Here is a 12,678-nt window from a genome sequence, read left to right on the forward strand (position 1 = left end):
GCCCGCTTCGGACGTTCGCACGGCCGTGCTTCGTATGCCTCCTTGGACGGACCCTCAGTGGGTAGTTCCCGCACCCCGGTGGCGCAGCGCGTGCTGGCGCATCCAGCCCGGCAGTTCGGCGGCCGGCAGGGGCGGCGCGACGTAGTAGCCCTGGGCCTCGTCGCAGCCGCAGGCCAGCAGCGCGTCCCAGATCTCCCGGGTGGCCGCGCCCTCGGCCACGACCGACAGCCCCAGGTCGTGGGCCAGGTCGATGGTGGCCTTGACGATGGCGCCGGCGCGGCGGTCGCGCAGCATGTTGGTGGTGAAGCCATGGTCGATCTTGATCACGTCGACGGGCAGCATGGTCAGGTAGTTGAGCGAGGAATAGCCGGTGCCGAAGTCGTCGATGAACAGGCGGAAGCCCATGCCGCTCAGCGCGTTGAGCTGGGCGATCGAGGCGTCCGGGTCGACGATCAGGCTGCTCTCGGTGATCTCCAGCCCCAGCCAGTCGGGGGTGGCGTTCCACTTGGCCAGCAAGCTGCGCAGGTCGCCGGGCAGCGTGCCGCTGGTCAGGTTGCGGGTCGAGAGGTTGACCGCGATCGGCAGCGCCAGGCCGTCCTGGCGCCAGGCGTGCGACTGGCGTACCGAGGACTGGAGCATGGCGGTGGTCAGCGTGTGAATCAGTTCGGTCGATTCGATCAGCGGCACGAACTCGGCCGGCGGCACCATGCCCAGCTGAGGATGGCGCCAGCGCGCCAGCGCCTCGACCCCGATCACCGCGCCGGTCGCCATCGTCACCTTGGGCTGGCAGAACAGTTCGATCTGGCCTTCGGCGATCGCGTTGCGGAACTGCCCGAGCAGGGCCAGGCGCTGCGGGTCGTAGGGGTCCTGGGCCGGGTCGTACATCATGGTCTTGCGCGCGCCCTGCCGGGCCTGGTGCACGGCCACGTCGGCCTTGCGCAGCAGGTCGGTCGGGTTGCGCGCATGGCCGGGCGCCAGCGCGATGCCGACGTGGGCGGCGATCTCGTAGCGCACGCCGGCGATCAGGAAAGTCGATTCGAACACGTGCGCGATGGTCTCGGCCACCGCGCCCGCATGGTAGGCGCGCACTCCGCGCAGCACGGCGATGAACTGGGCGTTGCCGGTGCGCGCCAGGTGGACCTGGTCGCCCAGTTCGGTGCGCAGGCGGCGCGCCACGTCGCGCAGCAGGTCGTCGCCGTTCAGGTGGCCCAGGGTCAGGTTGATGTCGCGAAAGCGCGCCAGTTCCACGGTCAGCACCGCGACCGGCTCGTCCAGCCCCTGGCTGGCGCCGAATGCTTCGTCCAGGTGGCGCCGCATCGCCACCCGGTTGGGCAGGCCGGTGACCTCGTCCTGGAAGGCCAGGCGCTCGATTTCCTGCTCGGCGCGGGTCAGGTCGGTGACATCGCGGATGATGCCGACGATGCGCAGCGGCTTGCCGTCCTCGTCGCGCACCACGTCGGCTTGCGAGTGCACGTAGCGTACCTCATGGTCGCCCTGCACGATGCGGTAGCGGTGGTCGTAGCGTGCGCCCGGCGTGTTCAGGGTGTGCTCGCGCGCGGCCGCCACGCCCGGCACGTCTTCTGGATGGATGCGCCGGAACAGCTGGTCGAGCGTGAACGGTCCGCCTGTGCCGTCCTCGGCTTGCAGATCGATGCGGAAGATGCGGTAGGTCTCGGCCGAGGTGGTCTCGATCAGGCCGGTGCGCAGGTCGGCGGCCCAGGTGCCGATGTGGGCGATCTCCTGGGCGTGCCGTAGATCGGCCTCGGCCATCAGCAACTGGTCGCGCAGGCGGCGCTGTTCGGTGATGTCGACCGTGGCGCAGGCGAACCAGTGCGGCGACTGCGGGTCGCCGGCGATGCGGTGGCCGGTGGCGCGCAGGACGTGCTCGCTGCCGTCGGGCCAGGTCACGTGCAGGTCGGTGTCGAAGGTTTCGCCGTCCACGATGCAGCGTTCGATCGCCTGCGCGAAGCGCGGGCGCTGGTCCGGGTGCACCCGGGCCAGCAGGTGCTCCATCGAGGGCATCACGCTGTCCGGGGCCAGGCCCAGGTTCTTGTACAGCTGCGCCGACCAGGTGAGGCGGGCAGTCGTCAGGTTCAGGCAGCAGCAGCCGAGTCCCGTGACTTCCTGGGATACGCCGAGCACATCCTCCAGATGGGTCAGCCGGGCCTGGGCTTCCTCAGCCTCGGAAAGGTCTTGCATGGCGAGCATCACCAGCGGTGGCTCGTCGCAGTTGAGCCGGTAGCACAGCAGGCGGCAGCGCTGGCAGGCGCCGTGTTTGCCGAGGTGGGGCAGCGCCGGCAGCTGGGCTTCGCCTTCGCGCGCGGCAATGGCGACAGCGGCGCGCACGCGTTCGTGGTCGGCAGGCTCGAACAGGCGCAGCAAATCGGTATCGGCCCATTCATCCGGATCGTAGCTGTAGGTCGCGCTGGCGCAGGCATTCGCTCCCAGGACGCGCAGGCTGGCGCTGTCGCATACCACCAGCGGCGCGGGCGCGCGCTGGAAGGCGATGCGGCACCAGTCGCTGTCGATGGCGTGGAATCCGGCTTCCATGGCGGACCTCCGATATGCGGGACGGGTGGGGAATTGTTGAACTGATAAGAACAATATGATCCCTCCGCGTCTCCGCGTCCAGTCCTTTTGCGTAAATTCGGCATCGGCGAGCCATAAATCGTGTATGCACGGCGCACGAATGCATGGCCGGCGGCGCGCCGGGCTTTCCTTCTTTCCTTCTTGTCCGGTGTCCCTGGGACTGGCATGATTCAAACCGTTTGAATTATTGAGCCGAACAACGTGACGACCAGCGCCCGCGACGCCCTGACACCCGCCTCCCTCGCCATGCTCGACGCCATCGCCGAGCATGGCAGCTTCGCCGCCGCCGCGCGCGCGCTCGGCATGGTGCCGTCGGCGCTGACCTACCGCGTACGGGTGATCGAGGAGGCGCTGGATGTGCTGCTGTTCGACCGCAGTTCGCGCCGCGCGCGCCTGACCGCGGCGGGGCAGGAGCTGCTGCGCGAGGGCGCGCGCCTGCTGGACGAGGTGGACGCCATCGCCAACCGGGTCAAGCGCGTGGCCACCGGCTGGGAGTCGCACTTCACCATCGCGGTCGACAGCGTGATCGACCGCGCCACCGTAATGGACTTGTGCGCCGCCTTCTTCGAACTGGGCGCGCCGACCCGCCTCAAGCTGCGCGACGAGACCTTGTCCGGCACCCTGGACGCGGTGCTGAGCGGGCAGGCCGACCTGGCCCTGGGCGTGGCGCTCGACACCCGCAACCGCGTCGGCCTGCGGCGCGAGACCATGGGCACGATGGAATTCGTGTTCGCGGTCAGCCCGGCGCATCCGTTGGCCGCGCTGCCGGAACCCCTGGGCGAGGATGCCGTGCGCGCCCACCGCGCCGTGGTGCTGGCCGACTCCAGCGGCCGCGGGGGAGGCTTGAGCGTGGGCCTGCTGGCCGGCCAGGAAGTGTTCACGGTAACCGAGTTGCGCGCCAAGATCGACGCCCAGCTGCGCGGGCTGGGCGTAGGCTACCTGCCGCTGCCGGCCGCGCGGCCCCACCTCGAGAGCGGGGCGCTGGTCGCCAGGCGCCTGGACCGGCCCGAGCACCGGCTCGGCTTTTCCAGCGTCTGGCGCAGCGACAGGTCGGCGCCCGGCAAGGCGCTGCAATGGTGGCTGGACCAGGTGCGCAGCCCCGTGACCCGCGCCGCGCTGCTGGGAGAGCGCCCGGCGCCATGGCGCAAACGGCCGTTCAAATAGTTTGAATGCTGCGTCCGCATTCCTTGCGCGATCGGCAATCCTTCGCGGCGCATAATCAGGGTTTCCAGCGCCGGCGGACATGTTGTTGCCAGCCGACGCGACCATACCAAGGAAGGGAGTCCTGAATGAAGAAACTGTTTGCCCTCGTGCTTGCCGCCGGCGTCTCGCTGAGCGCCGCCGCCGCCCCGGAAACCTATGTGATCGACGGCAGCCACACCTACCCGCGTTTCGAGTACAGCCACTTCGGCTATTCGAACCAGGTGAGCCGCTTCGACAAGACCAGCGGCAAGATCGTGCTGGACCGCGCCGCGAAGAGCGGCTCGGTCGACGTGGTGATCGACGCCACCAGCGTCGACAGCGGCTTCCCGGTGTTCAACGGCCACCTGCAGGGCGAGGACTTTTTCGACACCAAGAAATACCCGACCATCACCTTCACCTCGAACAAGCTGCATTTCGAGGGCGACAAGCTGGCCTCGGTCGACGGCAAGCTGACCATCAAGGGCGTGAGCAAGCCGGTGCGCCTAGACGTGACTTCCTTCCACTGCATGCCGCACCCGATGCTCAAGAAGGACGCCTGCGGCGCCAATGCGGTCACGAAGATCAAGCGCAGCGAGTTCAACAACGGCAAGTACGCGCCCTACGTCAGCGACGACGTGACCCTGACCATCGCGGTGGAAGCGGTCAAGGAATAAGGATCGCCGCCAGCACCATTCCGAGTCCCGCCACGGACACGCTCCACACCAGGGTGCGCAGCACCGGCACCCCGGCCGCGTACAGCGGCACGTAGACGATCCGGCCGAGCAGGTAGAGCCAGCAGCCCCACCAGGTGAGCTCGCCCAGGCGTCCGGCCACGTGGGCGACCAGCACCGCGGCCGCGAACAGCGGCAGGGTCTCGAACAGGTTGCTCTGGGCGCGCTGCAGGCGCGCCGTCACGGGCCGCGGCGGCGGCGCCTCGCCGTCGCGCGCGCCCACGTTGTAGGCCGGCCCCGTCTCCTGCGTGCGCAGCAGGGCGGGCAACAGGATCTGGACCACGGCCAGCACCAGGGTCCAGCCCAGGATCGTCAGTTCGGTATTCATTTGCTTTCCTCCCTCGCGCGTCGACATCAAACCGTAGCGCGATCATACTCTTCCGCGCGCATGGCAGACCCACGCTTTCGAGGGAGAGTCTTCACTCGAGGCCCAGCAGGTCGGCACGCGGCCGCCCCCATTCCGGCACCGGATCCGGACAGGGCTGGCCGGCCAGCCGTGCATACGGCAGCGTGGAAAAATTCGGCTGGTCCGGCGCACCGAACCGCAGGTCGGTGGCGCTGCCGCCAGCCAGCGAGGGCGCGCGCGCGAAACGGGTCCAGGCGTCGAAATGGCAGTTGGTTCGGCGGAGCGCGCGCACGGCGGCCAGGCTGCCGGTTTCCTCCCGCTTCCAGGCCAGCGCCGCCTCGCGCGCACCCGGCTGGCCGCCGAAACGCAGCGGGCACCGCGCGACGGGATTGAGCGCCGGCGCCAGGCTCAGCACGCCGACGCGCAAGGCATAGCTGCCGGCGCGCGCGTCCTCGGTGACGGCGGCAAAGGCCCAGCACAGCGGATTCGAAGGAAAGGCCGACAGCGGCAGGTCGAGCACGCGGCCGCCCGGTTCGCGTTCGGCCAGCGCGGCCCTGACCTGTTCGCGCGCCAGGTGCGCGCCCAGGGCCTGCACGCCGACGAAGGCGGCGCAGGCCAGCGCTCCCGCCAGCAGGGCGGCGGTTCCGCCGCGCCGCGCCGCCAGCATGACCGCGGCCGCGACGCCGGCCAGCAGGACCAGCGAGCCCCACTGCAGGAAGCCCAGCCAGGCGAAGGCGAGGGGCGCCGCGCCCAGCAAGAACAGCACCGGCCAGCGCCGTCCGCGCGCCGCCACCATCGCCATCCCCACGCCGAAGGCGGTCCAGAACACGGGCTCGATGATGAAGACCAGGTCGCCATACACCCAGCGCGGATCGAAGGGGTAGAAGGGATGGATGCCGTAGACGTTCAGGCCGTCGAAGCCCAGGTGCAGCAGCACACCCAGCACGCCGGCGGCAAGCAGGCCGCGGCGCGCCGTGCCGCTCTCCCGTGCCAGGCGCCGCACGCCCGGCCACAGCAGCCATAGCAGGGCCAGCAGCAGCGCCACCTGGGGCAGCCCGTAGAGCAGGGTATGGGTATGGCCGCGGTGGTGCATCAGGTAGCCCAGCGGCGGCGCCAGCAGGGGGGTGAGCACCAGGTCCAGGTCGGGGAAATTGCTGGCAAGGAGGCCGGTGACGAGCAGGGCGCGGCGGCGCGTACGGCCGCGCGCGGGGTCCGGTTCGGCCGGCAGCGCGCGCTCGACCAGTTCGCCGAGCGCGAGCCCGACCAGGGAGTGGGTCAGGTTATCCATCCTGAAAGCTTACACTGAAAGCAAGACTTTCCAGCTCCGGCTGAGTTTTCTTCGTCTAGCTCCTGACTTGTCGGTGCTTTTTGATGTAGGTCAAAAAATTTGTGAATCCCGCTCAGTAGAATGCAAGCCTTGAATTTTGCCGCAAGGCAATACAGGGAGAGCATCGTGCGCAACAACCAGCCGGTCACCGGCATCGAATATGTGATGAAAGAAGGCCAGTCCATCGTGTCGAAGACCGATACCAAGGGCCGCATCACCTACGTGAACCCGAGCTTCATCGAGGTCAGCGGCTTCGCCGAGTCCGAACTGCTCGGCAAGGCCCACAACGTGGTGCGCCACCCGGACATGCCGCCGCAGGCGTTCGCCGACCTGTGGCAAACCCTGCAGGCGGGCGAGCCCTGGACCGGCATGGTCAAGAACCGCCGCAAGAATGGCGACTTCTACTGGGTGGTCGCGAACGTGGTGCCCGTCAAGGAAGACGGCAAGCTCACCGGCTACATGTCGGTGCGCACCGCCCCCACACGCGAGCAGGTGCGCGCCGCCGAAGAGCTCTACCGCAAGATGCGCGCGGGCGAAGCGCCGGATCTGGTGATCGTGCGCGGCCGGGCCGTGCGCGGCGGCTGGCGCCTGCGCCTGGCGGCCCTGCGCGAGCTGCCCCTGACCCGCCGCCTGGGGCTGATGATGTCGGCCCAGGCCGCGCTGATGGCCGGGCTGGGCGCGACCTCCGGCAGCACGCCCTGGCAAGTGCTGGCGGCCTTGGGCACCGCGGCCACCCTGGCGGCCTGGGCCGACCTGCACCGCAGCATCGCGCGTCCGCTGGGCGAGGCGACGAGCGCCGTCTACGCGCTGGCGGGCGGCGATCTCGCGACCGTGGTCGAAGCGGGCGGCAGCGGCGAGATCGGGCGCCTGCAGCTGGCCCTGCGCCAGCTGAACATCAACCTGAAGGCCATCGTCGGCGACGTGCGCCGCAATGTGGGCTCGATCGAGCACGCCACCCGCGCCATCGCCGCCGGCAACAGCGACCTGGCCGGCCGTACCGAGGCCCAGGCGGCCAGCCTGGAGCAGACCGCGGGCAGCCTGGGACAGATCGCCGCGGCCGCCGGCCACAACACCGACAACGCGGCGCGCGCCGACGCCCTGGTGGTGGGCGCTTCCGCCGTGGCCGGACGCGGCGGCGACGCCGTGGGCCGTGTGGGCGACACCATGGGCCTGATCAGCCAGTCATCGGCCCGCATCGCCGACATCATCGGCCTGATCGACGGCATCGCCTTCCAGACCAATATCCTGGCCTTGAACGCGGCGGTGGAAGCGGCCCGTGCCGGCGAGCAGGGGCGCGGCTTCGCCGTGGTCGCGGGCGAGGTGCGCAGCCTGGCGCAGCGCTCCGCCGCCGCCGCCAAGGAAATCAAGGCCCTGATCGAGGCGTCGACCCGGCAGGTGGAGCAGGGCGACGCCCTGGTGGGCGACGCCGGCCAGACCATGCGCGAAGTGGTGGCCTCGGTGCGCGAAGCGGCCGGCATCATGCACGCGATCACCGCGGCCAGCCGCGAGCAGGGCGAGGGCATCGCCCAGGTGAACGCCGCCATGGCCCAACTCGATATCATCACGCGCCGGAACGCCGCGCTGGTGGAAGAGTCGGCCGCCGCCTCCGGCAACGTGGCCGAGGAGGCGGCCCAGCTGGTGCAAGCCCTGTCCGTTTTCCAGTTCGGCGGGGGCCGGAATGGCCCGGCGGCCGGGTCCGCAAGGCAGACTCGGCCATATTTGATGCAAGTCAAGGATTTGGCCGAGGCAGATCAATAAACTGAAAGCTCCTCGTGTCGCTTTGCATTTCCGCAAAGCGGCCAGCAGCTGGAGTTTATTGTCATGCTCGTTGAAGCGCTTGCGTCAAACGCCTCTCTTCCCGCCGCCCCGGCGCCCCTCGTGTTCACCCCCAGTGTCGAATTCGACGCCGGCCTGCTCGGCCGGCTCGGCAAGTCCGGCCCGCGCTACACCTCCTACCCGACCGCGGACCGCTTCGGCGACGACTTCGGCTACCGCGACTACCTGCACGCCGTCGCCGGCGTGCGCACCCGTGGCGGCAAGCGCCCGCTCTCGCTCTACCTGCACATCCCGTTCTGCGACACCGTGTGCTATTACTGCGCCTGCAACAAGATCGTCACCAGGCGCCGCGACAAGGCGGCGCTCTACTTGTCCTACCTGAAGCGCGAGGTCGAGATGCAGGGCCTGCTGTTCGCCGGCATGAACGAGGTCGAGCAGCTGCACTTCGGCGGCGGCACGCCGACCTACCTGTCCGACGAGCAGATGGGCGACCTGATGGCCCACCTGCGCCGCAGCTTCCGCTTCGCGCCCGACGCCGCGGGCGAGTACTCGATCGAGGTCGATCCGCGCACCGTGACGGCCGAGCGCGTGCACAGCCTGCGCCGCCAGGGATTCAACCGCATCAGCCTGGGCGTGCAGGACTTCGATCCCGAGGTGCAGAAGGCCGTCAACCGCGTCCAGCCCGAGCACGAGACCCGCGCCGTGATCGACGCCGCGCGCGCCGCCGGTTTCCGCTCGGTGAGCATCGACCTGATCTACGGCCTGCCGAAGCAGACCCTGGACAGCATGCGCCAGACCCTGGACAAGGTGGTGGCCGCCGACCCGGACCGCATCTCGGTCTACCACTATGCCCACATGCCCCACCTGTTCAAGCCGCAGCGCCGCATCCAGGCTGCCGACATGCCGGACAGCGACACCAAGCTGCGCATGCTCCAGCTGTGCATCGAGCGCCTGGGCGCGGCCGGCTATGTCTACATCGGCATGGACCATTTCGCCAAGCCGGACGACGACCTGGCCGTGGCCCAGCGCCAGGGCCGCCTGCACCGCAATTTCCAGGGCTACTCGACCCACGCCGACGCCGACCTGGTGTCCTGCGGGGTGTCGAGCATCAGCGCGGTGGGCGCCACCTATAGCCAGAACGTCAAGACGCTCGACGACTACTACGACGCGATCGACGCCAACGAACTGCCGGTGGCGCGCGGCGCGCGCCTGTCGATGGACGACCTGCTGCGCCGCGCCATCATCCAGAAGCTGATGTGCCAGTTCGAGCTGTCGGTGGCGGCCATCGAGCAGGCCTTTCCCATCGTGTTCGGGCAGTACTTCGCCAACGAGCTGGCCCAGTTGCGCCAGTTCGAGCGCGACGGCCTGCTCACCCTCGGGCCGGAATGGATCAGCGTCAGCATGAAGGGCCGCCTCCTGATCCGCAACGTGTGCATGGTGTTCGACCGCTACCTGGCGGAGCGCACCGGCCCGCGCCATTCGCAAACCATCTGAGGACACCCATGCACGGACTCGCCCTGTTCCCCGTGTTCCTGGTCGGCCTGTTCGGCAGCGTCCACTGCGCCGGCATGTGCGGCGGGATCGTCGGCGCGCTGTCGGTCGGCGGCGCCAGCCCGCCACCGGCGCGCCCGGCCTTCCCGGTGCCGGTGCGGACCGTGACCCTGGCCCCGGCCGCGGGCGTGGCCGCCTACAACACGGGGCGCATTGCGAGCTACATGGCGGCCGGCGCGCTGGCCGGCGGCGCGGCGGCGGGCGCGGCCAAGTTCGCGTCGCTGCCCGCGCTGCAGGAAGCGGCCTACTGGGCCGCGAACCTGATGCTGGTGGCGCTCGGCCTGTTCCTGATGGATGCCTGGCGCGGCCTGGCGCGGCTGGAGCAGGGCGGCCAGGCGCTGTGGCGCCACGTGCGCCCGCTGCTGCGCCGCGTCGGTCAGCCGTCCACGTCTGCCCGGATGCTGGCGGCAGGCGCCCTGTGGGGCTGGCTGCCCTGCGGAATGGTCTACAGCGTGCTGGCGACGGCCATGTTGTCCGGCTCCGCGCTGAATGGGGCGGCGGTGATGCTGGCCTTCGGCCTGGGCACCCTGCCGATGCTGGCGGCGCTCGGCCTGGCCGGCCAGCGCCTGCGCGCACGGCTGCAGGCGCCCCGCGTGCGCCTGGCTTGCGGCCTGGTGATCGCCGCCTTCGGCCTGGCCGGCCTGGCGCGGGCCGCCGGCGGCTTGCCCGACAGCTGGGTGCAGCTGGTGTGCATCGGCGCCGGGAGCGCGGCATGAGCGCGGTGCTGGCCGACATCCTGGCCCGGGAGCGCGAGCCACAACCCGCGGCGGCGCCTGCCGGTCCAGCCGTCATGGACGGCTGCTTCCACTGCGGCCTGCCGGTGCCGCGCGACAGCCGCTGGCAGGCCGTGGTCGACGGCAACGCGCGCCCCATGTGCTGTCCCGGCTGCGCGGCGGCGGCCCAGGCCATCGTCGACGGCGGCTTTGCCGATTACTACGCCACCCGCACCGAGTATGCGGCCCAGGTGGACCTTGCCACCCACGCGGTGGATGCCCCCGAGCTGCTGCTGTACGACGTTCCCGGCTGCGAGGGAGAGGCGACCTTCGCGGTCGAAGGCATGCGCTGCGCCGCCTGCGTGTGGCTGATCGAGCGCCGCCTGGGCCAGTTGCCCGGCGTGCAGGAAGCCACCCTGAACGTGGCCACCGAACGCCTGCACATGCGCTGGGATCCGGCGCTATGCCGGCCCAGCATCATCCTGCGCACCCTGCGCGCGATCGGCTATGGCGCCTATCCCTACGATGCGAAGCAGCATGGCGAGCAGCTCGAGCGGGCGCGCAAGAAGCTGTTCCGCCAGCTGTTCGTGGCCGGACTGTCCATGATGCAGGTGATGATGTACGCGGTGCCGGTCTACCTGGCCAGCGACGGGACGATGGACGGCGACATGACGCGCCTGATGCACTGGGCTTCGCTGCTGCTGACCCTGCCCGCGGTGCTGTACTCGGCCCAGCCCTTCTTTGCCGGCGCCTGGCAAGACTTGCGGCGCGGACTGCCGGGCATGGACGTGCCGGTGGCGCTGGGCATCGGCGCCGCCTTCGCCGGCAGCTGCGCGGCCCTGGTCGGCGGGCGCGGCGAGGTCTATTTCGATTCGGTGACGATGTTCGTGTTCCTGCTGCTGGGCAGCCGCTACCTGGAGCTGGGTGCGCGCCGCAAGGCGGCCAGCGCCCTGGAGCGCCTGCAGCAGGGTGTGCCGGCGTCGGCGCTGCGCCTGCGCGGCGACCCGGCCGCGCGCGAAACCGAACTGGTGGCCGCTGGCGCGCTGCAGGTCGGCGACCTGGTGCTGGTCAGGGCCGGCCAGGCGATTCCGGCCGATGGGGTGATCGTCGACGGCGACACCGAGGTCGACCTGGCCCTGCTGACCGGCGAAAGCCGCACCCAGCGCAGGTCGAAGGGAGAAAGCCTGCCCGGCGGCGCCGTCAACGTCGCCCAGACCATCGTGCTGCGCGTGACCTCGACCGCCACCGACAGCACCCTCGCCATGCTGGTACGCCTGGTGGAGAAGGCGGGGCAGGGCAAGCCGGCGCTGGCGCTGTGGGCCGACCGGGTAGCCGCCTGGTCGGTGGTGGCGCTGCTGCTGCTGACGGTGGCCGTGTTCGTCGCCTGGCAGGCGGTCGAGCCGGCGCGCGCCTGGCAGGCGGCGGTGGCGGTGCTGGTCGTGACCTGCCCCTGCGCGCTGTCGCTGGCCACGCCGACCGCGCTGGCCGCGGCCACCGACCGCCTGCTGCGCCATGGCGTACTGGCGGTCAAGCCGCACACCCTGGAAACCTTCGAACGCGCCACCCACATCGTGTTCGACAAGACCGGCACCCTGACCCTGGGCCGGCCGGTGCTGCGCCAGGCGGTGCCGGTGAGCTCGCAGTCGGTGGAGGCCTGCCTGCGCATCGCCAGCGCCCTGGAAGCGGACAACCCGCACCCGATCGCCCAGGCGATCCGCGAAGCCGGCGGGCGCGCCATCGGAGTGGCCGAGCGGATCCGCTACGTGGTGGGGCAGGGCGTCGAGGGCAGCATCAACGGGCGCCTGTACCGGCTGGGCAGCGCCGCCTTCGTGGAGGGCATCGCGAGCGGCGTGGCCCGCTCGGCGGCGCCGACCGGCACCACCTCGGTGTGGCTGGGCACCGAAGGCGGCTGGCTGGCGCGCTTCGACCTGTCGGATGGATTGCGGCCGGAAGCGGCGGCGGTGGTGCAGCGCTTCAAGGACGGCGGCAAGACCGTGGTCCTGCTCAGCGGCGACGAGCAGCGGGCGGCCCAGGCCGTGGCCGCCCAGCTGGGCATCGCCACCGCGCTGGGCGGCCGCCTGCCGGACGAGAAACTGGCCTATGTGCGCACCTTGCAGGCCCAGGGCGCGGTGGTGGCGATGGTGGGCGACGGCATCAACGATGCGGCGGTGCTGCGCGGCGCCGACGTCTCCTTCGCCATGGGACGCGGGGCCGAACTGGCCCAATTGCATGCGGACGGCGTGCTGCTCGGCGACGGCCTGGTGCCGCTCGCCGACGCGGCCGACACCGCGCGGCGCACCCTGGCCGTGATCCGCCAGAACCTGATCTGGGCCTCGGTGTACAACCTGGTGGCGATTCCGGCCGCGGCGTCCGGGCTGCTGAACCCCTGGATGTCGGGCATCGGCATGGCCGCCAGCTCGGCGCTGGTGGTGCTCAACGCCCTGCGGCTGAGGAAGGACTGAG

General features: G+C 70.4%; 9 protein-coding genes. 6 read left to right on the top strand and 3 right to left on the bottom strand.

Going from position 1 to position 12,678, the window contains the following annotated elements; translation table 11 throughout:
• Positions 1-54: 54 nt before the first annotated feature.
• Positions 55-2,550 carry a sensor domain-containing protein gene (locus V7778_RS06930; RefSeq protein WP_335553132.1) on the bottom strand — a complete coding sequence of 832 codons (2,496 nt, stop codon included), beginning with the start codon at positions 2,548-2,550 and terminating at the stop codon, positions 55-57.
• Positions 2,551-2,835: 285 nt separating this feature from the next.
• On the opposite strand from V7778_RS06930, the gene V7778_RS06935 reads away from it, so the two are divergent.
• Together V7778_RS06935 and V7778_RS06940 are read left to right on the top strand one after the other, a co-directional pair.
• Positions 2,836-3,753: a LysR family transcriptional regulator gene (locus V7778_RS06935; protein WP_335553267.1), complete on the top strand. Its 918-nt coding sequence runs from the start codon at positions 2,836-2,838 to the stop codon at positions 3,751-3,753.
• Between the two features lie 125 nt (positions 3,754-3,878).
• Positions 3,879-4,445, top strand: coding sequence for a YceI family protein (locus V7778_RS06940; protein WP_335553133.1), 567 nt, complete (start codon positions 3,879-3,881; stop codon positions 4,443-4,445).
• Here the strand turns inward: V7778_RS06940 and V7778_RS06945 are convergent.
• Both V7778_RS06945 and V7778_RS06950 read right to left on the bottom strand, forming a co-directional pair.
• Positions 4,435-4,830, bottom strand: a complete 396-nt coding sequence (locus tag V7778_RS06945) for an MAPEG family protein (protein WP_335553135.1) — start codon at positions 4,828-4,830, stop codon at positions 4,435-4,437. The genes V7778_RS06940 and V7778_RS06945 overlap by 11 nt on opposite strands.
• A 91-nt stretch (positions 4,831-4,921) precedes the next feature.
• The gene (locus V7778_RS06950; RefSeq protein WP_335553137.1) at positions 4,922-6,136 is read right to left on the bottom strand and encodes a metal-dependent hydrolase; all 1,215 of its coding nucleotides are present in this window, start codon (positions 6,134-6,136) and stop codon (positions 4,922-4,924) included.
• Positions 6,137-6,301: 165 nt separating this feature from the next.
• Here V7778_RS06950 and V7778_RS06955 point away from each other — a divergent pair, with 165 nt between their 5' ends.
• The 4 genes from V7778_RS06955 (at position 6,302) to V7778_RS06970 (ending at position 12,677) form a co-directional block, all read left to right on the top strand.
• On the top strand, positions 6,302-7,933 hold the full coding sequence (locus V7778_RS06955) for a methyl-accepting chemotaxis protein (RefSeq protein WP_335553139.1): 1,632 nt from the start codon (positions 6,302-6,304) through the stop codon (positions 7,931-7,933).
• Positions 7,934-7,996: 63 nt separating this feature from the next.
• A complete protein-coding gene (gene hemN, locus V7778_RS06960; protein ID WP_335553142.1) occupies positions 7,997-9,445 on the top strand; it encodes an oxygen-independent coproporphyrinogen III oxidase in 1,449 nt (482 codons plus the stop codon).
• Between the two features lie 8 nt (positions 9,446-9,453).
• Entirely contained in the window at positions 9,454-10,218 is a 765-nt protein-coding gene (locus tag V7778_RS06965) for a sulfite exporter TauE/SafE family protein (RefSeq protein WP_335553144.1), read from the top strand.
• A complete protein-coding gene (locus V7778_RS06970) occupies positions 10,215-12,677 on the top strand; it encodes a heavy metal translocating P-type ATPase (RefSeq protein WP_335553146.1) in 2,463 nt (820 codons plus the stop codon). Before V7778_RS06965 ends, V7778_RS06970 begins: the two co-directional genes overlap by 4 nt.
• Position 12,678 lies beyond the last annotated feature (1 nt).

This window comes from Massilia sp. DD77 (assembly GCF_036961685.1).
Classification (GTDB): domain Bacteria; phylum Pseudomonadota; class Gammaproteobacteria; order Burkholderiales; family Burkholderiaceae_D; genus Telluria.